The 21,386-nt window shown below is 42.9% G+C and carries 20 protein-coding genes and 1 riboswitch; of the genes, 7 read left to right on the plus strand and 13 right to left on the minus strand.

Going from position 1 to position 21,386, the window contains the following annotated elements:
* The first annotated feature begins 94 nt into the window (after positions 1-94).
* Complete coding sequence (locus tag R7E47_RS01200; RefSeq protein WP_318083598.1) at positions 95-469, plus strand: YkvA family protein; 375 nt, start codon at positions 95-97, stop codon at positions 467-469.
* A 170-nt stretch (positions 470-639) separates the two neighbouring features.
* Complete coding sequence (locus tag R7E47_RS01205; RefSeq protein ID WP_318083600.1) at positions 640-1,083, plus strand: DUF6795 domain-containing protein; 444 nt, start codon at positions 640-642, stop codon at positions 1,081-1,083.
* A 133-nt stretch (positions 1,084-1,216) separates the two neighbouring features.
* On the opposite strand, the gene R7E47_RS01210 is transcribed toward R7E47_RS01205, so the two are convergent.
* The 4 genes from R7E47_RS01210 to R7E47_RS01225 all read right to left on the minus strand — a co-directional run bounded on the left by R7E47_RS01210 (position 1,217) and on the right by R7E47_RS01225 (position 6,214).
* Positions 1,217-1,681 (minus strand): DUF6795 domain-containing protein, encoded by a 465-nt coding sequence (locus R7E47_RS01210; RefSeq protein ID WP_238967382.1) that lies wholly within the window; start codon positions 1,679-1,681, stop codon positions 1,217-1,219.
* 402 nt (positions 1,682-2,083) lie between these two features.
* The gene (locus R7E47_RS01215) at positions 2,084-3,388 is read right to left on the minus strand and encodes a dicarboxylate/amino acid:cation symporter (RefSeq protein WP_104976405.1); all 1,305 of its coding nucleotides are present in this window, start codon (positions 3,386-3,388) and stop codon (positions 2,084-2,086) included.
* A gap of 389 nt (positions 3,389-3,777) precedes the next feature.
* Positions 3,778-5,043: a DUF1835 domain-containing protein gene (locus R7E47_RS01220; protein ID WP_025768630.1), complete on the minus strand. Its 1,266-nt coding sequence runs from the start codon at positions 5,041-5,043 to the stop codon at positions 3,778-3,780.
* 280 nt (positions 5,044-5,323) lie between these two features.
* Positions 5,324-6,214 (minus strand): LysR family transcriptional regulator, encoded by an 891-nt coding sequence (locus R7E47_RS01225; RefSeq protein ID WP_025768629.1) that lies wholly within the window; start codon positions 6,212-6,214, stop codon positions 5,324-5,326.
* A 109-nt stretch (positions 6,215-6,323) separates the two neighbouring features.
* Between R7E47_RS01225 and R7E47_RS01230 the strand changes: the two genes are divergently transcribed.
* Positions 6,324-6,632: a monooxygenase gene (locus R7E47_RS01230; protein WP_005374871.1), complete on the plus strand. Its 309-nt coding sequence runs from the start codon at positions 6,324-6,326 to the stop codon at positions 6,630-6,632.
* Positions 6,633-6,639: 7 nt separating this feature from the next.
* On the plus strand, positions 6,640-7,011 hold the full coding sequence (locus tag R7E47_RS01235) for a hypothetical protein (protein ID WP_025768628.1): 372 nt from the start codon (positions 6,640-6,642) through the stop codon (positions 7,009-7,011).
* Between the two features lie 65 nt (positions 7,012-7,076).
* Here the strand turns inward: R7E47_RS01235 and R7E47_RS01240 are convergent, their stop codons facing one another.
* The 4 genes from R7E47_RS01240 to nfsA all read right to left on the minus strand — a co-directional run bounded on the left by R7E47_RS01240 (position 7,077) and on the right by nfsA (position 12,033).
* Positions 7,077-9,236 (minus strand): polysaccharide biosynthesis tyrosine autokinase, encoded by a 2,160-nt coding sequence (locus R7E47_RS01240; RefSeq protein ID WP_033906668.1) that lies wholly within the window; start codon positions 9,234-9,236, stop codon positions 7,077-7,079.
* A 29-nt stretch (positions 9,237-9,265) separates the two neighbouring features.
* A complete protein-coding gene (locus tag R7E47_RS01245; RefSeq protein WP_064376871.1) occupies positions 9,266-9,706 on the minus strand; it encodes a low molecular weight protein-tyrosine-phosphatase in 441 nt (146 codons plus the stop codon).
* Positions 9,707-9,775: 69 nt separating this feature from the next.
* On the minus strand, positions 9,776-10,897 hold the full coding sequence (locus R7E47_RS01250; RefSeq protein WP_033906671.1) for a polysaccharide export protein: 1,122 nt from the start codon (positions 10,895-10,897) through the stop codon (positions 9,776-9,778).
* A gap of 413 nt (positions 10,898-11,310) precedes the next feature.
* The gene (gene nfsA / locus R7E47_RS01255; protein WP_206953142.1) at positions 11,311-12,033 is read right to left on the minus strand and encodes an oxygen-insensitive NADPH nitroreductase; all 723 of its coding nucleotides are present in this window, start codon (positions 12,031-12,033) and stop codon (positions 11,311-11,313) included.
* Positions 12,034-12,228: 195 nt separating this feature from the next.
* On the opposite strand from nfsA, the gene R7E47_RS01260 reads away from it, so the two are divergent.
* Together R7E47_RS01260 and R7E47_RS01265 are read left to right on the plus strand one after the other, a co-directional pair.
* Entirely contained in the window at positions 12,229-12,870 is a 642-nt protein-coding gene (locus tag R7E47_RS01260) for a MarC family protein (RefSeq protein ID WP_005374889.1), read from the plus strand.
* Between the two features lie 190 nt (positions 12,871-13,060).
* Complete coding sequence (locus R7E47_RS01265; RefSeq protein ID WP_258484041.1) at positions 13,061-13,933, plus strand: patatin family protein; 873 nt, start codon at positions 13,061-13,063, stop codon at positions 13,931-13,933.
* Between the two features lie 53 nt (positions 13,934-13,986).
* On the opposite strand, the gene gbpA is transcribed toward R7E47_RS01265, so the two are convergent.
* From gbpA to R7E47_RS01280, 3 genes are all read right to left on the minus strand, one after another.
* On the minus strand, positions 13,987-15,450 hold the full coding sequence (gene gbpA, locus R7E47_RS01270) for an N-acetylglucosamine-binding protein GbpA (RefSeq protein ID WP_318083606.1): 1,464 nt from the start codon (positions 15,448-15,450) through the stop codon (positions 13,987-13,989).
* A gap of 98 nt (positions 15,451-15,548) precedes the next feature.
* Positions 15,549-15,649, minus strand: a riboswitch (cyclic di-GMP riboswitch).
* Positions 15,650-15,921: 272 nt separating this feature from the next.
* Entirely contained in the window at positions 15,922-16,422 is a 501-nt protein-coding gene (locus R7E47_RS01275) for a fasciclin domain-containing protein (RefSeq protein WP_005374896.1), read from the minus strand.
* 80 nt (positions 16,423-16,502) lie between these two features.
* The gene (locus R7E47_RS01280; protein ID WP_318083608.1) at positions 16,503-17,984 is read right to left on the minus strand and encodes a deoxyribodipyrimidine photo-lyase; all 1,482 of its coding nucleotides are present in this window, start codon (positions 17,982-17,984) and stop codon (positions 16,503-16,505) included.
* Positions 17,985-18,093: 109 nt separating this feature from the next.
* Between R7E47_RS01280 and R7E47_RS01285 the strand changes: the two genes are divergently transcribed.
* Positions 18,094-18,399 (plus strand): DUF6482 family protein, encoded by a 306-nt coding sequence (locus R7E47_RS01285; RefSeq protein WP_136976810.1) that lies wholly within the window; start codon positions 18,094-18,096, stop codon positions 18,397-18,399.
* A gap of 68 nt (positions 18,400-18,467) precedes the next feature.
* Here R7E47_RS01285 and R7E47_RS01290 read toward each other — a convergent pair whose 3' ends face one another.
* Complete coding sequence (locus R7E47_RS01290; RefSeq protein WP_136976811.1) at positions 18,468-19,448, minus strand: rhodanese-related sulfurtransferase; 981 nt, start codon at positions 19,446-19,448, stop codon at positions 18,468-18,470.
* A gap of 463 nt (positions 19,449-19,911) precedes the next feature.
* Entirely contained in the window at positions 19,912-21,207 is a 1,296-nt protein-coding gene (locus R7E47_RS01295) for an alpha/beta fold hydrolase (protein WP_136976812.1), read from the minus strand.
* Between the last annotated feature and the right edge of the window lie 179 nt (positions 21,208-21,386).

Here is a 21,386-nt window from a genome sequence, read left to right on the forward strand (position 1 = left end):
GTTTCCTTTCTTCATTATCATTACTCGCTATTAATCCTACGTTCAGGTTCATCTTCTTAATATCTTTGCCACAGTCATAAATTTAGGAGGCACGATGACCACAAGCATGTCTGTAAATTCGGCGTCCGATGACGTCTTAGACCAAACGATGCAAGCGCCAGATGAGAAAACCTTTTGGCGTAAAATGAAAGGGTCGGTTAAGAAAGCGGGTGAAGAAATTGCCGTAATGGGCATAAAATCATGGCTCGCGATGGCAGATTCCAACACCTCTGTTCGCCACAAGGCTATTTTAGGTGGCGCGCTGGCTTACTTCGTCCTACCAACAGATATGGTGCCAGACGTACTAGCTGGCGTCGGTTTTACCGATGATATGGCGGCACTGACTCTGGCGGCGAACTCGGTCGGCAATGCCATCACCGACGAGCATGAAGAACAAGCGAGAGAAAAGCTGAATTCGATGGTGGAGTAGGTATGGCCCATCAAACATGTTCTATGTTTGGTTTAGCGCAAACAAGAAATTGTTATTTTTAACATTTACTCAAAGTACACGAGCTCGTCACAATACGTTTTTCCGTAGTAGATTTGCTCGATTTGAAAGGGTACTTTCAGATTCAAGTTTTTATCTAAGAGAAACCTTTCATGTACAGGTATACGCCAGATATTATTGGTATGCTAACTTTGAACGGAAAACCGTTGTCATCTCAATTAGTGGTCCTCCGAGTCGGTGTGCGTGGAACCATTCATGAGTTTCAAACTATTACTGATGCTAACGGATCGTTTGCCTTCCCTGTATTTGAAGAGCATGAGTCTCAAGACTTATTGAACTTAGATCAGAAATACGTGCTCGTTTTCCTGAAGACTCATCTAGCAAATGGAGAAGGGGTGACGATATGGGAGTCTTCAACTGATGGTTATGAGACTTATGAGTTTGCTAGAGAAAATATGGGAAATTTGAATTGTGAAGTAACCAATGAAGTTTACTACTTCGCTTTTTCTTATTTTGGAAATGGTGAAGATGATACTTATGTGTACAGTCAGTGCAAACTAACTGGTTATGTAGAATCAGGAGTATACGAAAGTTAAGTAGTGAATTACTTTAGAGAAATATTCTGCGAATTAGCACTTTGATTGATATGTTTAAACTTGATTGAGGCGTGCAGGTATAGCTTTTTCTTTTAAAGAACTTTGAGTTTAATAATCATCACAATCATAAACTCTATGAAAAATGTCTTTTATATAAAAATCCATTTAAATTGCAGTTGCTAATAACCATTAGATCTCCAGCATTTTCTAGATTGATATTCTTGAAAAAGTATCGAAACTCGGTATCTTCAAGCTCACAGTAAAGATTACTTAAGTTGTCCTCTATAAATATAGGTGGTGAAACGTAGTTTAACTGAGACTCCCAAATATATTTCTTTTCTTCATTTATATAGGTATATATTCCGATATATGAATATGTTTGATTCAAAGCTGATTCTTTGAACCTTTGAGCATGTATGACTGGTTTAAAGTGAAATTCACCTAACTCATTAGTACTTGAACTCCTTTTGTAATTATTTTTTAAAAAATTAGCTTCTAAGTAAACCGTTACATTTTCTAGAGGTCTTTGATCAAGAACTAAAGTACCCTTTATATCTGGGCTTAATGTATATTTAAATTTCTTAAAAAAATCGAACATACTTTCGTTGAAACCTAATGCAAGTATTGGAAATGAGAAAATGAATAAAAAAAGACTATTTTTAAACATGAATTTATGATGTATGTATCTTAGTACCAACTTAATTATCAGACTACTATCTATCGCGATTTGGTTTTGAACTTTAATTTGATAATGGAATTTGTATCTCTATATGATGAAAATGTCCCTTATATCATTTTCAAAGTGATAAACATAGGCGAGTTATCTTAACCCTGTAGATGAACTAATATAGAATCTAACTACTTACCGATTAGTAATTGAAACAACCTCGGGGACGAGAGTTTTATCTAAACCTTTTTGATTTCGGGTTAATTGGAAATAAAAAACCACCTTAGAGTAAGGTGGTTTTTGCTTAGACAGGATAATTTAACTTGGAAGGGTTTATGCTTCCGTGCGTTTCAGGTGCACTTCTTCTTCGGCTACGCCTGCCATTGGGTCGTTGAAGCGAGCTTCATCCAATGCACCTTCTGATTTCGCAACGATGACGGTTACAGCACTGTCACCAGTGATATTTACCGCGGTACGAATCATATCAAGAAGACGGTCAACACCCATGATGAGCGCGATACCTTCAAGCGGCAGACCAACTTGGTTCAATACCATAGCAAGCATGACAAGACCCACACCAGGAACACCTGCGGTACCGATAGACGCCAGAGTTGCCGTCATGATAACCATTAGGTAATCGCCCATAGTTAAATCAATATTGAAAGCTTGAGCAATAAACGCAGTTGCTACGCCCTGCATGATCGCCGTACCGTCCATGTTCACGGTTGCACCAAGTGGTACTGTGAACGATGATACACGGTTCTCAACACCCATGCGGTGCTTTGCTGTTTCCATTGTCACTGGAATCGTCGCGTTCGATGATGCTGTAGAAAAAGCAAACATGATCGCGTCTTCCATCTTACGTAGGAACGTAATTGGGTTTAGACCTGTGAAACCTTTTAACATTAAGCTGTAAGTAACTAGACCGTGTAGGACAAGCGTACCAGCCAGTACTAAGAAGTACTCTGCCAGATTGACGATCGCGCCCAGACCAAGACCAGTAAATAGCTTCGCCATTAAGAAGAACACCCCATAAGGCGCCAAGTTCATCAAAATCGCGACCAGTTTCATGATCACTTCATTCAGATCAGAGAAGAATGCTGCGATGCGTTCGCCTGGTTTACCCGCTGCACTGATCGCGATACCGAATAGCACGGCGAACACGATAACTTGCAGAGTTTTACCTTCTGCCATTGCGCTGATTGGGTTGGTCGGGAACATATCGATGATCACCTGACCTAAAGATGGCGCTTCGGCTGATTTGAATGAACTTGCTGCCGTTAGATCTGCCCCTGCCCCTGGCTGGAATAGAGTACCCATAGTTAGAGCAAGCGTAATCGCGATAGCCGTTGTCGTAACGTAGAAAGCGAGGGTTTTACCGCCCATGCGACCCAGTGTAGAGAGGTCTTTGAGAGAGCTAGTACCACAAACTAACGAAACAAATACTAGCGGTACAACAAGCATTTTTAAGCTGGCAACGAAGATCTGTCCACCAACTTCGAATAATCCATTAACAATGTATGCGTCGACAAATCCGTTGTCGGCAAAAAGTGTGCGAATTGCAAATCCTGTCAAGATACCCGCAACCATACCTAAAATTACGCGGCTGGTAAGCGACATCGGTTTCTTGGTATTCATGAGAACACTCCTTATAGTTATGCACCTTGAGTTCACTTCAAAGCGGCGAGCAGATTAGCAGCGGAGTGAGAAAATACGAAAGAATAATCCTCTAAATGGTTAATAGATGTGAACTTTATCACTAATAAAAATGGAATTTTAACCAAATATTAACGAATTGGCTGGATAAAAAGTTTGTATTTTAACACTTTTATCGAATATACAACCGATAACAAAGAGGATTTACAATAAATTCTAATAAGAGATAGAGTGCATACTCTCTTTGAGTGGATGCATTTCTGCATAACTATTTAAGTTGTATTCAGACTAGCGGTCGCTTCTTTAGGGATAATTTAGTATTGAGTGTTCATCAGAGCCAACGAACCCTTTATGCTTTCATATTTGTCAACTCAATGATGGTTGGCAAGTGTAGTTAGTTGGAGGTGATCCCAGCTCCAATAACTTTGACTGGTATTTTTAATCCCTCCAACCCAATAGCATTGTTTCGCTCGTATTAAGCCTTCCAAACACTGCTTGCCAGCCTCAGTGATACGGACGCTTTGTTCCCACCAGTGCCTTTCACGTGACTCAATCGTGATCAAATGTGTTTGACACTGTGCTAGAGGGAGGAGTAACGCGTAAAACATCACGTCTCCTAGGTAAGGAAGAGGTTCTAGTTGTTGATATTGCTCAAACCAATCTTTGATGGGAATTGAACGATTTTGCGAGCTCAAAACCTTTAGTGCGAGGTGTTGTGTCAAGCTCAATCCAGTTTGTGAATTAGGTAACTCTTGCAAATGGCGTTTAAGCACGTTGAATATATTGGGCAAGCAATCCAGGTTATGCTGCTGAATCAAATTAACTATGGAAATAGGTGTCGGTGATGTAATAGCGTGCCAACACCGTTTAGCCTGACTGAATAATTTTGCTGTCACAGGTTTACGGTATCGCCAACAAGAACGAATAGCTTCTTCAGGCAACTGCCCAAAGCCGATGAATCGTTCAGTGCCCGGGAACTGGTTCAACTCAATGATCTCTATCACTTTATTCTTTACATTCTCTAACTGTGTTAGAGCACGAATTAGCATCAATTGATCATAACTGTCATGTTCGACCCAAAAGACGATTCGTTCAAATACATCACTTTGCAACAGATCGAGGTTTGATTGTTCCAATGTGACTATATCTTGAACCGAGTCTTCACGCTTCATCACGGGCAGCAGAGTCTCTACGACATATTGGGCACGAATGGCAAGGAAGTTCTGCGGTGTTGCTGGTATGGGGCCAATACAAAGCGGATCGATCAGGGCTAAAAATGTCCCTTCAAATCCGCTGGCTTTAAGTTGTTGTTGAATGTCGTGGCCACAACGAACGTGTAGCGTTTTTACTTTTGCATCTAGGGGCGGTTTTTGTTCTTTGATGGCTAGTTTGTGCGCTTCTAGCTCTTCGACATGAGCTTTTAGTTTACTCCAACTGGATAAGCCCAGTTCTCTTGCGAGTGCATGTTGAACGTCAGCCAATTGAATTGTATTGGGAGCCAAAGATTCTGGTTTGGAGTGAAATCGCTTAACTAACTCCAACGTGGCGTCATCGTATAGGCGGATAGCTTTGAGCCTTTTTTTAGCAATGGATTTTTGCTGATTGATATTGATCGAGAAGCTATTTGTAGAGTTCATATTTCACCTTTCTTATTTCTTCCACACTCGCCTAAATAGAAGCTAAAAAGAAGGTAAAAACAGATTGTGCCTGCTAAACCAAGCAGGTGAGGATATTGCCGTGAACCGAGTTCTTTCCGCGAGTGTTGGGTGCTTTAGGCATGAGCAGAGTGATAGTAGGTGGTCGCTATCCTTCGTGCAACCTTTTGTGAGAGTGTAGCGTCACAAAATGGCCGTTTCTCTATGTTTAGGGAGAATCAATAGGCGATAACACTAGCGATTCAACTCAATACCACTGTTGCTAGACTCGAGTTTCTACACTTTTGAGTAAAATACGATAAAGCGCTTGAGTCGCAGGACCACTTTTGGCTCCTTTGGGCAAAGTGAGGTGCAGCGCAACTTGATATTGATGGGAGTGTTCGAGCTCCAATACTTTAATTTTATCGCTCTTTCGGGCTGAGACTAAGTGCGCTGGTAGCCGACAAAACCCAACGCCTTGCTCTACGGCGTGAAAAGCGTGGTCGAAGTTATCGACGGTAATACGCTGACGTGCGCGTAACCAACCCACATCTCTTTTCGTTTTGTCTGAATCACCTAAGTCACGGATGACAATTTGGCTGGTGGTTGCAAAATCGTCGATGGAAACATGCGGCTTTTTAGCGAGTGGATGGTGTGCTGCGATTACAGGCAGCATGGTTGTTACGCCAAATGCTTCGGCAGGGTAGTTGGTTATCGGTAAGTTGATGATTGCGATGTCAGCGAGCTCATTTACGACCATTTCGGTTGTTTTGCTCAGTGACGTTTCAACCACTTGAACGGAGGTCGTGTTGTTGTCCTCCAAAAATTGACTGAGTGGTGCATAAAGCCAAGAAGGGTCACAAAGATGATCTACTGCGACCGTGATTTGAGATTCCACCCCACTTTTTAACTGCTCGCTGATGACTTCTAGTTCCCGCGCTTGTTCAAGCATGGATTGTGCACGACGCAGTATGGTTTTGCCGTGCTCTGTCAAACCCGCTTTGCGCCCTCGTACTTCGATAAGTTGAATACCAAGTTGGTCTTCTAACTTCCTCACCGAGTAGATCAATGTGGTATGGCTCTTGTTGAGAAGTAAAGCTGCGGATTGAATGCTGCCTTCTTGATTAATCGCTTGTAGCGTTTGCCATTGTTCTAAGGTCGTTTTTAGTCTCATGAGTCAATTTTTTAGACAGTTAATGGCGAAATTATGAACTTTTCTGTCAGTTTTATAAAGGTAATAATCTTGTCATCGAAAACGAGTCAATAAGAAGAGGAGACTCAAGATGGCGAAATTATTGCAAGTTGATTTTGAATTTCATGGTCCGTTTGGTGACGAGATGTCGAATGCTCTGGTCGACTTAGCTAAGTCGATTAACCAAGAGCCGGGCATGATTTGGAAAATCTGGACGGAAAGCGAAAAAGACAAACTCGGTGGTGGTATCTATCTTTTTGAAGATGAAGCCACGGCGCAAGCTTATCTCGAAATGCATGCCGCACGCTTACGAAAAATGGGCGTAGTCGAAGTACGAGGTCAAATTTTCGATATCAATGTGCCGTTAACGACGCTCAATCAAGGGCCTATTAGAGGATAAGGAGATGATGACCAACCGCACTTTTCTAACCGTTCATGGTGTCGTATATACGGTATTCGCTTTTGCGTTGTTTTTTGTACCAACCATAATGTGGCCGATGTATGGAGTACAAATTAACGACCAGTACGCGCTGTTTTTATCGCAGCATACTTCGATCTTTTTAGGTGGAATCGCAGCGGTGAGTTTGATGTTACGTAATGTGGAATCAGGGCATACTGCGAAACAGATGTTTAAAGCATTATTGATTACTAATGGCTTAGGGGCAGTGATTACTACCTATGCCGGCATTATCGGAGTATTTGTCGGTTTTGGTTGGAGTGACCCAATATTCTTTGTCTTGCTTAGTTTGATTACGTACAAGCAATTAAGAGTGCAATAGAAAAAGCCCTGCTGTTTCTAGCAGGGCTTTGTCATATTTGGTTTAATTAGCGATCTAAATTCAAGTTATGATTCGCTTTTGTACGCGTAGTTATAGTAGCCGTATCCATAGCCGTATGAGTTAGATGCTTTTTTCTCAACTGCATTGAGAATCACACCTTTAACTTCAACGCCTGATTGCTCGAAGCGACCTTGCGCGACTTCAATCTCCTTCAAAGTCGTTTGATCAAAACGAGCGACCATCAGAGTTGTTCCTGCAAGCGCGCCAACAATGCTTGGGTCGGTAACTGCGAGTACAGGCGGCGTATCGATGATGACTAGATCGTATTCTTTTGATACTTGTTCTACAAATTCAACAAATCGTGGATGCATCAAAAGCTCTGATGGATTTGGTGGTACTTGACCACGAGTAACCACATCCAAGTTTTCAACTTGACTTGGCTTGATTGCGGTTGCTCGATCAATTTTTCCACTTAGTAAGTCAGATAACCCTTGCTCTGCTGTGAGGCCAAAACATTGCTGTAAATAACCTTTTCGCATGTCAGCATCCACCAAAAGGACTTTTTGACCCGTTTTAGCCGCAACGGCAGCAAAGTTAGTTGATACGAACGTCTTACCGATGGAAGGCGCTGGGCCTGAAATCATTAAGACATTGTTTTTGGCTTCCAACATTGCGAAGTGTAAGCTGGTTCGAAGTCCACGTAGTGCTTCAATTGATAGATCTGCTGGATTGGCATTTGCTAAAAGAAGTAAGTCTTTGTTGTTTTTGCGTTTTAGCTTGTTCGCGACTTCCAATTGTTGTGCCGATTTAGGAACACTTGCATATACAGATATTCCAGTTTGCTCAATTACATCAGGAGAAGTCACTCCACGATGAAACGCGGTTTTTACCAGAACAAATGCGACAGCTACCATGCCTCCAAGAAGAGTAGCCAAAACCACAATCAAAGGTTTTTTCGGTTTAATAGGAACGGCGTAAGATTGTGCATTGTCAATAATACGCACATTACCCACGGTGCCAGCTTTTATGATATTTAGCTCTTGAACTTTATTCAAAAGTTGGATGTAGATTTGCTGGTTTACTTCGACATCACGAGTCATACGCAAGACTTCGCGCTGTGTTTTTGGCAGTTTTTGAACTTGTTTGTTAAGACGCTCTTTCTCTTGCAGTAATGTCTGACGTTTGTCTAACAGCGATTTATAAGCTGGGTGGTCTTGGGTGAATTTTTGACTGATTTCACTTTCTTTAAATGTTAGCTCATTAAGTTGGGCTTCAAGTGCCACCATCACTTTTAGAGTCGATTGTGCTTCGAGATTTAAATCGATAGATTCGTTTTCTTGTCTAAAACTGTTCAATGTATCTTCTGAAATAGTTAGCTTGTCCTTAATCTCGGGTAAATGACCTTTAAGGAAGTTGAGGCTCTGCTCAGCTTCAGCTGAGTTTCTTCTAACATTCTGCAAAAAATAGTTTTGAACAACATCATTTAAAACAAGCTGATTGTGGTCTGGGTATTCACCTTCAATGCTTAGAGATACAATACCTGTTTGGCTACCTCTCTCTGAAATAGAAAGTTGTGAGGCTAACTTGTTGATAGCATCTAACTTGCTTATTTTACTTATTGTAAAAGTATCTTCATTTTGAGCATTGAGCTGGTTCACTTTTACACGATAGCCATTCATCTCAATCAGTTGACCAACTGAACCAGAAAGTACCATTTGGTCTTCAAGCATCAAGCTGAATTGACCTTTCTCGATGTCTGTAGCAATCAGTTGATGAGATAATCCTCTAGCCGTTCGAGGTACTTCAAACGTGGTCAAAGAAATGTAGTTTTGAGTACCGTTGATTCGTGCTAGACCTTTACCAACAAAAGGTAAGTAATCAGGAGTGGCAATGGTTGTTAAGTTAAACTTATCAACGGTATCGCCAAGAATCATTCTCGATTTAATTATTTCAATTTCTGTAGTTGCAGATGATTCGGCAGAAAAGAGTTCTCCCATGTCACCGACCATCGCCGAGATACCACCTGAACTCTTCTTTTCGATTTGTATTAACGCGTCGGCTTTGTAAATCGGAGTTGATAGCAACGCGACCGCGATACCTAATGTTGCAAAAAAGAGTGTAATGCTGATGATAAACCATTTCGCGTCTATCAATATGCCGAAGAGCTTGCCTAGGTCGATCTCATCATCAGCAAGAGCAGATGATTGTATTGTTTGGTTAGCCATTATTTTTTATTTCGCCAAGTGATCTGAATTTATATTTTTTTTGCCCATGCATGAGCAGCATTTTCAATCAGAGATAATGCATGCTCAAAGGCTTCTCTACTCTGTCTGTATGGATCTGGAATATCCACGGAACCTATCCAGTGACCAAATAACATTGCTTTACCTCTAGCCTCTGGTACCAGCTCCGTCAAAGCATCGATATGACCTTGTTCCATCACCAATATTAGGTCTTGTTTTGCGCACAACTTAGCGGTTAGCTGCTGCGCTTTGTGGTCTAGCAGGTAGATACCACGTTCTGACGCGACAAGTCTGGCGGTTTCATCTGCTGGCTTTCCGGTTAGGCGACTTTTTTCTACGGCAATACCCGCCGAAGAAATCTGTTTATCTGGGAGTAGTTGCTGTAGTAACCGCTCTCCTGTGGGAGAGCGACAAATATTACCTACACACACGACAAGAATGTTCGAAAACATGTTTTGCTCCTTATAGACAACGTTTGAATGACTTGTTTATGTTCAAACAAGCCCTTCAGAATGCTTTTTCTATGGCCAAGTCCTGACTCGAAGGACGCCTTCTGTAAGTTCATTGAAGCCTGAGATGGTAGGTACTAGTTGTGCAATAACGCGATTCCAACGACTGATAGGCGCCGCAGTGACATAAACGATGTCATACGGTTTCAGAGCAAATTCAGTACCAATAACGAGCGCTGCCGCATCGGAGACATCAAGTTGATATATGTCGCCCAGTGAACCTGCGTCTTGTGACCTCCTAATTACGAATACACCTGTCGCATCCGCTGATATCTGATTAATACCGCCAACGTTGCTCAGAGCTTCCGTAAGGCTCATGCCAGCGCGATCTATTTTCAGTAGTTTAGGATCGTTAACTTCACCCATAACGAAAACCTTTTGTGAATCATTTCTTGGCACATGGATGATATCACCTGGTTGAAGTAGCCTATTTTCAGTGAGGTCGCCTTCTTGCATCAGCGCATAAAGAGATATGTTTTCAACTATGCCGTTTCTTGTCAGTGTTACATTTTTCCAGTCGGCGTTTTCGGCTAATCCACCTGCACGGTTAATTGCATCTAACAAGGTGAGTGGGATGTTGGTGATTGGTTGTTGTCCAGGATTACTTACTTCACCAGTAATGTAGGATTTTTTCGAACGAAAAGCTGCTACGCTGACATCCACTTGAGGACTTTCTATGTACTTTGCTAATCGGCGAGAAATATCAGCACGAATTTGACGAACGTTTTTACCCGCAACTTCAACAATACCTATATATGGATAGAAGATAGTACCATCAGCATGTACCCAATTCCCCGCTTCAGCAGAGCTGCGATAAGAACCAGCAGGAATAGTTAGTTCTGGGTGATCCCAAATAGTAATGTTTAGTATATCTCCAGGGCCAACCTCATACTCATAAGCGCTAAGTTGGCGATCTAGTTCAGGGTTGGATTTGGCTTCTATCCCCAAACTTTTAAGTTGAGATACTTTATCAAGTGTAAGTGGAAAAACATTGAAATCAGAAGTGCGACTAACATTGCTGTCTTCGACGAAGTTTTTTCCATCTGTGGAAAGGTGACTACCGGGTACAGTACATCCAGAAAGAAGTACTGAGGAGAGCACTAAACTAGCTAGCTTTTTATGTTTGAAATTCATGTTTTTTCATTCATCTGACGTAAAGAGCGAGTTGCTGGTAGCAACATTCTTTTCCAGAAAAGACTTCACAACATAACCTTATAAGCACCACCTTCTTCTATTTATAAAGTGCTCAATAAGGGATTGATTGCATCTGGAGGCATGAACTCTAATGAATTTCAATGATTAGAGCAATAGACAATAATGCAGCAAGTGTCCAGATAAATATCGTATTTTTATGTTTTCACTTACAAGATTTCATATTTCGGAGAAAAAACTTGTTCAATTAGCTCAAATTTTGTTTATTAGCTCTATATGTAGTGTTTTCTTTCTAAAATACAACCAAGAAAATCTACCGACTAATTATCTCGTTGTATTAAATAGGATTATCAAAAGTGTGACTCGGATCTCTTTTTTGTTGTCTTTCGACATGGTCACTTTTTCGCTAGCCCCTTCCCATTCAAATACGGCAGGATGTGCGGACGTGATTCGCCAGCCAGTTTACTGGTGACTTCTTGTGACCAAGTACTCTGTTTTTGATTGCTCGAACGGTTTGCATAGTAGTTTTGCATAGTTTGGTCATACGTCTGAATGTCATCCAAGTTTAGGTCTTGATACTGATTTTCATGCACCACGACATGCTTAGGTAGGCGAGGTTTTACTTCAGGGGCTTGATCTGGATGACCAAGACACATACCAAATAAAATGGCGGTATTTTTAGGTAAACCTAATAATTCGTCTACTTTTTGGGCATTGTTTCGTAAACCACCAATATACACACCTCCTAGTCCCATCGACTCCGCCGCAAGCAAGCAATTTTGTGCCATGATGCCCGAGTCTACAGCGCCTATTAGCGTTAACTCGGTAAAGTCAGCTTGAACATCTGGGTTGATACTGGCGTGGCGTTGGTAATCAATGCAAAACACCAAAAACTCAGCCGCGCTTTCAACGTACCCTTGATTTCCGGCATATTGAGCTAATAGTGTACGTTTTTCTATGTCGGTCACGCGGATAATTGAAACGACTTGCAACATGCTTGATGAGGACGCCGCAAGGCCGGCTTGAAGAATGGCATCTAATTGTTCGCTCTCAATCGGTTGTGAGGTGAATTTTCGAATTGAGCGGTGATTGAGAATTGTTTGAATCGTGCTGTTCATGGTGACTTAACATCCCCTGTTATGTGTAAAGGCTGAAGACTCACCTTAGCGACATTTGATGAGTCGGTAAACTATCTCAAAAGAAAAACAATGCTTGGTGCATAAGTGTGAAGACGAATCGAGAATACACCACTCGTTCTGTTTGAGAGCGTATATACTGTTTTTAGAATCAATAATTTAAATGCAGTGGAAAATATGAAAGAACTCATTGTTCATACAGTTACGGTGTTTATGGGCTTCTTTGCCATCATGAACCCTATCGCCAATATCCCCATCTTTTTGAGTTTAACTGCTGATGAAGATAAAGAAACCATCCGTTCCATTGCGCTCCGCTCGGTTTTTATTGCATTTATTATCATCGCGATATTTTCTATTGCCGGTAAGTTAATTTTTGATTTGTTTGGTATCACGCTTTATGCATTGCGAATAACAGGCGGCATTTTGGTGTTTTTGATAGGTTTTAACATGCTTCAAGGTGATTCGACGCATCAGAAAACCAAAGAGAAGGCGTATTCACCAGCTCAGCAACGGGCGGCATTGAGTATTGCAGTGTCTCCACTGGCGATGCCAATATTAGCTGGGCCTGGAACGATTGCTACCGCGATGAACTTTGCGACAGCGGGTGGTTTCGATCAAACCATTATTACTATCGTTTCTTTCGCTGTCCTTTGTGTGATCACCTATGTACTGTTTTTGTTTGGAGACAAATTGGTCAAAGCGGTTGGACCAAGTGCTCTAAATGTTGTGACTAAAATGATGGGCTTAATTCTAGCGGTTATTGGTACTCAAATGTTCATTGATGGCGCGGGCGAAGCCTATAAAACGGTTTTCTCCTAGATTTCTCTTAGACCTTGCCACCTTGGTTAAGCCCGCAATTACATTCCTAACGGGTACGGATTTTTTGAACTTTAGTTTTCATTTTCTAAGAGAGAAATAAATAGACTTCACCTATTTCAATAATAAGAATATTCAATTGTTGTGATTGCACGAACTTCATTACTCTTTTGGCAAGGAGAATGGGGGAAATATGGTAACAAAAGCAATTGTAGTAGAAGGTGGCGCGATGCGAGGCGTCTTCGCAAGCGGAGTGTTAGATGCGTTTTTAGAGCAGAGTTATAAACCGTTTGATTTTGCAATCGGTGTATCTGCTGGTGCATCAAATTTGATTGGGTATTTGACCGACTACCCGCATCGCAGTATTAACGTCATTACTAAGCTGGCCACAAGCAAACGCTTTTTTGACCCGACTCGCTTCGTTAAAGGTGGGGACCTCATCGATGTGAAGTGGTTGTTTGAAGAATCTAATCGCCTGTATCCCGTCGATGAAAATAAACTGTTTAATGGCGTTCCTTTTCTCGCAGCGACAACAAATGTAGATACAGGGCAGGCAGATTACTATCGCGTGACACGTGATAATTTTCACCATGCGATTGAAGCGACAACAGCATTACCGATTGCCTACAAGCATACCCCTTGTTTTTCTGGCGGTTGTTATACCGATGGTGGGGTCGCTGATTCTATCCCAGTGCGTGAGGCTTATCGTCGAGGGGCTCGCGACATAACTGTAGTACTCTCTCACCCGCTGAATTATGCCAAAAAGCCAGTTAAGACCACATGGCTGATGAAGAAACTGTTTGCGGAGCACCCCAAAATGGCGGATGCGATGTTAAGACGTGCAGATAACTATAATCAATCATTAGAGTTTATTCGTAACCCTCCACCAGGAACACATGTTAGGGTGATTGCCCCACCAGATAATTTTCATGTTCAGCGCTTATCAATGCGACAATCCGTTTTACTAGAAGGTTATGAAATGGGGCTGATTGAGGGGCGAGCGCATCTCACTAGTTTATCTGGTGTTCATGGTTTAGACCGGGAAAGCTGTCATTTTTGCGTTTGATTATAAAAGAGCCTCATAGTGAGGCTCTTTTTACTTAACGTTCAAAGGGTGATTTAGTTGACTTTATCCCAAGCCATCTCCCAGTGTGAACCTATTCCAGGCTCGTAATGGTTTGCGCTTTCTTTCCACTGCATACAGTAACCAGAGTATGGGAAAGGTTTACATTGATAAATGCCCCCGTCGCTGGCAAGCACTTTTGTGCCCGCAGTGTAGCTAGATAGTCCTTCAGGGAAGACAAAATCGTACTCACCAGATGGTGGTGGAGTAACTGACTCTTCTTTTAAGTGAAAGTCGAGTGTTTGCTGATCCACCAAGTTGCCATCTTTGTCCTTAATACGTGTCACGAGCATATGGTGACCCGGCTCTGATTTACTTAAAGCGAGCGATATCGCCTCTACAGAGCCGTCTTTCATTTCGTTTGTCCAACTTGCAAGTGGTTCGCGATGGTGATTGTAAACGGTGAGTTCTGCATTTAAATCGCCTTCAGCAGTTAGTGTCAGATCCAACGTTGTCGGTGTTGACTCAATGATATACTCGTCTGCTAAGCCATCTACTGTGAGTGAGTATTCTGGAACAGGAGTTTCAATGTTATAGCCGATCTCTACTCGCTCAAGGCCGCTATTTGCTTGCAGATACACCGGATTAGTACCATAAACAGGAGTGAATTTATCCTCTGCATACTGCCCGGCTTGCAGTTTTGCTTGTTCTTGGTTTAGCTTAGTCGCGAGTGCGTAAGACCAGTTTTTCGCTTGGCCCATTGCTGCATCGGTAATTTCTAGTTCAGTTCTATACGCCACGTTTTCACCTGCTTGATCAAATACGCGTGTATAAACCGAATCCCCAATATTTAAATCCATTGTAGGAATAATTTGACCGCCTTGCTTCCAATCTGGAATAACGGGACTGCCACCATCAAATTTCACATCGATCACGTTATAAAATGAGGCTGCAGTGTCGCCAACATCCCATACTGCCAGGATGACATGGTATCCCTCGCGAGTAGGCACATTACATTGATGGCTTACCTGTTTCGGGGGTTGAACCATATTGCCGTCGACGACACAGAAAGGAGTTAGATCAAAAGAGTCTCGTGATAGTGAAGCGTTTGGGTTCCAATCAGGCTTGGTGATGTAATATTTCCAGTCGCGCGTCACGTGGTTAGCGGTAAATGTCCATTCAAAAGTTTGTGTACCTGCTTGAATAGGGCGTTTTACCCAACGGTCGGCAGTTTGCTCATCAAGGGCAGCTGCTAAAGCGGTTTCGGCACTCGCTATTTTACCATCGCGAGGCCCTGTTTCGGGAAAGCCATCAGGGCCTTCAACGCTTTGCGGTTCATATTGAATCGCACCGCAGTTATTATTTTTTTCGTTAGTATCTGGCGATGGATACTTACATAGTGCCGAGCGACTTGCAGCGACACCACCATTGGTTTCTGATACATAACCGTGAGCCGCAGCACCTGAGCTAATGCTTGCAAGTGCTAACGCGAGTACGGATTTGGTTGGAAATGATTTCATCACATGTCCTCTGTTATGACTGACAAACTAATGTCACACCCCGGCGCATGCTGAGCATAAAGCAACGCTACAGAAATTGGACTTCTGTAACACTGAGTCATGGTAACCCCGCTATCATGAGCATTCTTTTAGATTTTTAAATGCTGACAGACCGGAAGCTTTGCGTCCCACCCTTTCGAATGGTTTGCCGAAATGTGATTGAGCAGCCAAAATTTAGCTTAAGAATTTACATGTGGAAAAGTAAACGTCACTGACATGGAATCCTGTTCTCAAATTGAAAGATAACGATATCTTAACCTCGTCAATATTATGCAGTATCGTATTGCAAGATATTGATTTTAATTTTGTTTTTATCTTATTAATAATCATGGAGAATGAGTGGAGGTTTGTTGGGGATAAATGGAGAGGAATCGTGCTAAGGGTGGAAGAAGTTCTGTCTAAAGGGCGGAGTGTACCGCCCTCTGGATGGTGTTATTTCGGCATTATGACAGTATCAATCACGTGAATGACACCGTTTTTAGCTTTCACATCGGTTGCGATGACATTTGCATCGTTAACCATGACTTTATCGCCCATGGTTTTAATCATCACATCTTGCCCCTGAACCGTAGTCGCTTTGTCTAGCTTAACAACATCGGCAGCCATCACTTTCCCTGGGACGACGTGATAAGTCAAAACAGATACTAACTTGTCTTTGTTTTCCGGCATTAAGAGCATGTCGACTGTGCCGTCTGGCAGTTTTGCAAAAGCGTCATCCGTTGGTGCAAAAACAGTAAATGGGCCTTCCCCTTTGAGAGTGTCAACCAGGCCCGCTGCTTTCACCGCAGCAACAAGCGTATTGAAAGAGCCATTTTCAGCGGCAACGTCGACAATATCGGCTTTCATCATGCCATGCTCATGAGCCTGAACGGGAAGCATAAAAGATAATGTCGCCATCAGTGTCGCCGCGATAACTAAGATACGTTTGAACATAATGTGTTCCTTACTAGTTGAGGGTACAACGGGTTCCCTGGAGTGTGTTTGCATTTGTACGCATCGTGATTGAAAGATGATCATCGCGTCCTACTTTCTTTTGAGGGTCTAACATGTCGCGCAAGAATTCGTCTGCCTTCTTGTTTCACATCAGCTCGTTTCCGCCACGTCCATAAGCGCTCTCTTGCTGCCTTAGCTGCATTGTCTGGTGCGATAATAGGTGCAAGGTAACGGCTATCTGGCTGCAATTGATACATGACAGCTTCCATCTGGGTCATTGTCCAGGGCTCGAATAAAAGAGGGGGAGGAACCATTTGTAACTCAGGTACCCACTTGTAGATGAACGTACCGTTAGGATCATGTTCTTGGGCTTGCTTGATCGGATTATAAATACGGATTGTGTTAGTCCCGGTTACTCCTGCTTGCATTTGGAATTGTGGGTAATGAATTCCAGGCTCAAAGTCGAGAAACAGTTGCGCTAAATGCGTTACACCTACTCGCCAATCCATGTTCATGTGGTGAGTAAGAAAGCTAACCAGCATGGCACGCATGCGAAAGTTAATGTAACCAGTGTGGTGCAAACAGCGCATGCAGGCATCAATCAAAGGTACGCCAGTATGCCCGGATTTCCATGCTGCTAACTTTTCTTCATCGAAAGTACTACTTTGTTTAATCAATGGTTCGTAAGCCCGATTAACGCAGTAAAACTCCATGTCGTATTCCGATTCGAATTTTTGGATGAAGTGACAGTGCCAATGAAGCCGTGAAGACAATGCAATTAAGCTGCGACGAAACCCAGCGACTTGCCAGTGTTTCAAAAGGTATTGATACACTTCACGCAAGGATATGTTACCCCAAGCGAGATATGGAGAAAGTCGAGTACAGGCTGTGCGTGAGGCTGTGGGACTAGAAATGCTTCGATAGTAATCACGACCTCGACGATGGAAAAAGTCCTCTAGTGTTTTCCAAGCGAGCCGGCTTCCTCCCGTTTGCATTCCTTTGCATTTTGATAGCCAGGATGATGGTGGCAAAAACGAACAGCCGAGAGCTTCTGCATCCAATGAATGCAATAAGTCGGTTTGGAGCTCAATAGGGCTTATTGAGGCTCTCATGACAGAGTCCCAATGTTTGTCCCAACCTTGCCGGTCTATTGCACCTCTGATTACAGCACCGTGTTCGAATTCAAACCAGTCGATGTTCTGCTCATACAGCCAAGCGGCAACTTGTCGGTCTCGTTCAAAGGTGCAGTTGAGTCCTATTTCTTGGTGAGAAAAAACAGCGTTGATTTGATATTGCGCTTGAATTGATTGGAAACATGCTAAGGCATCGTCAAACAGCACCGTGATTCGATGCCCATACGCTTTGAGCGTTTCATCCATGTCTTGCAGTGATTGCCAAACAAATCGCCAGTGGCGCTCAGAATAGTGTGGGTTGTTCAATAGCAATGGTTCAACAATATATAAAAGCACAGTTGGGTGCTTTGTTGATAATGCTTGAGTTAGTGGTTGATGGTCAGTCAGCCTTAAATCTCGTTTTAACCACACGACATTGATTGTTTGCATCGGAATCCTCTTTAGTTTCCGATGTTGTACGCAAGTAAACCGAAGAAATCTCATCCAATGATCGGTTTTATTCTACAAAACGTAAAGGTAACTTTTAGGGAGGTGACACATGGCAATACCATTGAGTAAGTTACAAAAATACTTCTATGTAGATAAATTGGTCATTCATTCGCTTGATCTCGCATTGTATCAGGCATCTGTTGTGATTGATGGAGAAGCGCAATTTATCACTGATGACAACGGCATCTTTTTGAGGGCTCATTCCCTTATCGAGATGCAAAAGAAGTGCAGGAATATCAAAGCAAATAAGCAGGTTTTAGTACATCAAAGTGCTTATGATGAAATGGTGGGGCTACCCGAAGGCAAAAGAAACAATCAACTAGAGGTATTGGTGAGGGATACAAAACTGTACTGAAAGAGTATTGGTGCGCAGTAAAAGCGAGCCACCATACGGCAGCTCGCTAAATATAAGGAGAGTTGGGCTTAGTCTTGTTTACGCTGCGCTTCTTTTTGCGCGTACTTAGCGGCACGTCGGGCTTCTCTTTGCTTGGCACTTTCACCACCAACATGCTGCTCGCCTCGCTGCTCTGCAAGAACAATTTGTTTTTCACGCTCGCGGAATCGAGCAATTTGTTCTTCTGAGTGTGTGCCGTGACATTTTGGACAGCTCACGCCTTGCTCGAACAATTCTGACTGTTTGTCTTCTTCAGTGATCGGTAGACGACAAGCGTTACATAAATCGTAATCTGCTTTTTCTAGCTGGTGGTTCACGGCAACACGACCGTCAAATACGTAACAATCGCCTTCCCACATGCTCTCTTCTTGAGGAACTTCTTCAAGATATTTAAGAATGCCGCCTTCTAGGTGGTAGACCTCATCAAAGCCCTGTTCTTTCATGTAAGCAGTTGATTTTTCGCAGCGGATACCACCGGTACAGAACATCGCAACTTTCTTGTGTTTTGCCGGGTCCATGTTTTCTTTTACATAGTCTGGGAATTCACGAAAGGTTTCAGTCTTTGGGTTTACAGCGCCTTTGAATGTCCCGATCTCGATTTCGTAATCATTACGTGTATCGACAACAAACACTTCAGGATCAGCAATAAGATCGTTCCACTCTTGAGGTTTCACGTAAGTCCCCACTACGTGGCGAGGGTCTATACCTTCAACACCTAATGTTACGATCTCTTTTTTCAATTTCACTTTGGTGCGATTGAATGGCTGGGTCTCAGAATACGACTCTTTGTATACGGTGCCAGTCAAACGAGGTTCGTTGTTTAGCCACTCCAGTAGCGTATCAATACCTGCACGATCAGATGCAACAGTACCGTTGATACCTTCACTTGCCAGTAGTAATGTTCCGCGAATATGGTGTTTTTCCATCAACGCAAGTAATGGCTCGCGTAGCTCTTGATAGTTATTCAGCTCAACAAACTTGTACAGCGCACAAACTACATACTGACTCATGAGGTTTCCTTTAAAAATACAGGTGGTCAACGACCTTAAAATTTTAGCGGCACGAAGTATACCTGACTAAACTAGTCGGAAATACGGACAAATTATACGGATATTATGAGTAGGCGGGGCCTGGCGGTCTTTGATAGGGGGTGCATGTCCGCAGGTGAAGCCGCTATGTGTTCAAATTATAAGCATTAATTATAGTGAGTCAGGTAGGTTGGGGCCGATACTTTTGGTTTAAATTTATGTTGTTATTCTGTTTTAGGCCCTTCAAAAAAGTTAGGCGCAAGAAGCACCAAATAATCACCGGAGTCATTGACAAGGAAAGGACATGTCGCAGTTTTATACATGAGGTGGTGAGGGATAAAGGTTTAGGGACAAAGAGTGAATGACTGATCGCCATTGTTCATAAACCGCTATAAACGCCTTTTCACCACATACTGAAAAGGCGTATTTCTAATTTCTGCCGTGCTTATTTCAACGTAGCTGCGGTCTGTTTGCCCATGGCTATGAGCCTATCGAGAATACGTTCACCGTCGGCACGTAAACCGTTGTGCTCGTACTCATTGGTGATCCACGCTTTTGAATTTGGTATTAACGCGAGCGTCTCTCGACTGATATCCATTTCAACAAACATATCATCGGCGTAAACGGCGCAACTGACAGGCACTTTGTTCTGAGCCAGTTGTGTTTGATCGTACAGCGTTGTCCAATCTTCTTTCGCTGCCAATATTTCTGCGGTGTCTTTTAGTGGCTTGAGGTTAACGTATTGGTCGAACATCCATGGGAAGACCATTTCCCCCGTAAAGTAAAATGGCTTGCCAGATTCATAATTAAACTCTGATCGGGTTTGGCGAACGCGGTGCGCACTCCAACTCGACGCAAAGCCTTGGCAGTAAATCGATTCATGCAAAATGGCGTAGATCGGGTTGGTTTGGAAGTTTTGCTGCGCCAACATATCGTTCAAGAACTCATAGCGAAGTTGTGGTTTGCCGTCCACTTCAATCAACGCGCTTTCTAGCCAATAGTAAGTCGGCAAGAAAGTATCACTCACACCAAAGTTGATGCCGATTTGTTGAAATTGCTCCACCGTGAAGCGTTGACCATTTGGTAGGTACTCTTCATTTTCCAGCAAGTGATTCGCAATGTTTTGGCAAAGTTGTTGCGCACTTGGAAATTGTTGGAAGAACGCTTGGTTTTTCTCCATGGTGCGTTTGAAAGTGGCTTCATACACATCGTCGGCATGACGTGAGACTGATGGCACGCCACCTGTGATGTAGCTTTGTAGCAAGCTGTCTGGGAACAAAGACAAATAGGTGAGGGAGCAAAACCCACCAAAGCTTTGACCTAAGATCGCCCATTTTTCGACGCCAAATTGCTCACGAATGTATTCCGCGTCGCGCACGATGTTATCCGCTCGGAAGTGGCTCAAGTAGTTTGCTTGTTGCTCTGGCGTGAGGTGAGCAAGCGTCTGGTGATTAATTACGCTGCTGTTGCCCGTACCGCGCTGGTCGAGAAGCAAAACTCGGTACTCTTGCAGGGCGCGTTTTACCCAGCCATTATTGCCGTTTTGACGTGGAGAGGGAAAGCCAGGCCCGCCCTGAAAGTAAACCAACCAAGGTTTGGTCGATTCTTCATCGCCAACTAGGCAAACCGAACGGGCGAAGACTCTAATGGTGCCTTTGCTTGCGTCTTGGTAATCCAGAGGAACGGTAAAACTGTGGGGAGTGTAATGCAATCCTGCGTCGATAAATGATTGAGCGTTCATTGTTATCTTTATTTCCTTATTGAGGGGTAGCGCTACTTTACTGCGAATGGCGCGAAGAACCAACGCTATTTCCCAATTGCCTCTTCAGTTCTATACCTTGGTCAAATCAATGTAAGTTCAAGAAAATGAAACGATTAGCGACTGGTGCAACTGGTTGAGTGAGCTATGCTCAATAGAGT

This window comes from Vibrio sp. Vb1026, from assembly GCF_033338745.1.
Classification (GTDB): Bacteria; Pseudomonadota; Gammaproteobacteria; order Enterobacterales; family Vibrionaceae; genus Vibrio; species Vibrio alginolyticus.

Bases quoted from the DNA above. Each gene is read 5' to 3' on its own strand.
- R7E47_RS01285 (WP_136976810.1), top strand. From the start codon at position 18,094: ATGGCAATACCATTGAGTAAGTTACAAAAATACTTCTATGTAGATAAA.
- R7E47_RS01200 (WP_318083598.1), top strand. From the start codon at position 95: ATGACCACAAGCATGTCTGTAAATTCGGCGTCCGATGACGTCTTAGAC.
- R7E47_RS01205 (WP_318083600.1), top strand. From the start codon at position 640: ATGTACAGGTATACGCCAGATATTATTGGTATGCTAACTTTGAACGGA.
- R7E47_RS01215 (WP_104976405.1), bottom strand. From the start codon at position 3,388: ATGAATACCAAGAAACCGATGTCGCTTACCAGCCGCGTAATTTTAGGT.
- nfsA (WP_206953142.1), bottom strand. From the start codon at position 12,033: ATGAACAGCACGATTCAAACAATTCTCAATCACCGCTCAATTCGAAAA.
- R7E47_RS01260 (WP_005374889.1), top strand. From the start codon at position 12,229: ATGAAAGAACTCATTGTTCATACAGTTACGGTGTTTATGGGCTTCTTT.
- R7E47_RS01250 (WP_033906671.1), bottom strand. From the start codon at position 10,897: ATGAATTTCAAACATAAAAAGCTAGCTAGTTTAGTGCTCTCCTCAGTA.
- R7E47_RS01210 (WP_238967382.1), bottom strand. From the start codon at position 1,681: ATGTTCGATTTTTTTAAGAAATTTAAATATACATTAAGCCCAGATATA.
- R7E47_RS01225 (WP_025768629.1), bottom strand. From the start codon at position 6,214: ATGAGACTAAAAACGACCTTAGAACAATGGCAAACGCTACAAGCGATT.
- R7E47_RS01240 (WP_033906668.1), bottom strand. From the start codon at position 9,236: ATGGCTAACCAAACAATACAATCATCTGCTCTTGCTGATGATGAGATC.
- R7E47_RS01235 (WP_025768628.1), top strand. From the start codon at position 6,640: ATGACCAACCGCACTTTTCTAACCGTTCATGGTGTCGTATATACGGTA.
- R7E47_RS01290 (WP_136976811.1), bottom strand. From the start codon at position 19,448: ATGAGTCAGTATGTAGTTTGTGCGCTGTACAAGTTTGTTGAGCTGAAT.
- R7E47_RS01230 (WP_005374871.1), top strand. From the start codon at position 6,324: ATGGCGAAATTATTGCAAGTTGATTTTGAATTTCATGGTCCGTTTGGT.
- R7E47_RS01265 (WP_258484041.1), top strand. From the start codon at position 13,061: ATGGTAACAAAAGCAATTGTAGTAGAAGGTGGCGCGATGCGAGGCGTC.
- R7E47_RS01295 (WP_136976812.1), bottom strand. From the start codon at position 21,207: ATGAACGCTCAATCATTTATCGACGCAGGATTGCATTACACTCCCCAC.
- R7E47_RS01220 (WP_025768630.1), bottom strand. From the start codon at position 5,043: ATGAACTCTACAAATAGCTTCTCGATCAATATCAATCAGCAAAAATCC.
- gbpA (WP_318083606.1), bottom strand. From the start codon at position 15,450: ATGAAATCATTTCCAACCAAATCCGTACTCGCGTTAGCACTTGCAAGC.
- R7E47_RS01245 (WP_064376871.1), bottom strand. From the start codon at position 9,706: ATGTTTTCGAACATTCTTGTCGTGTGTGTAGGTAATATTTGTCGCTCT.
- R7E47_RS01275 (WP_005374896.1), bottom strand. From the start codon at position 16,422: ATGTTCAAACGTATCTTAGTTATCGCGGCGACACTGATGGCGACATTA.
- R7E47_RS01280 (WP_318083608.1), bottom strand. From the start codon at position 17,984: ATGCAAACAATCAATGTCGTGTGGTTAAAACGAGATTTAAGGCTGACT.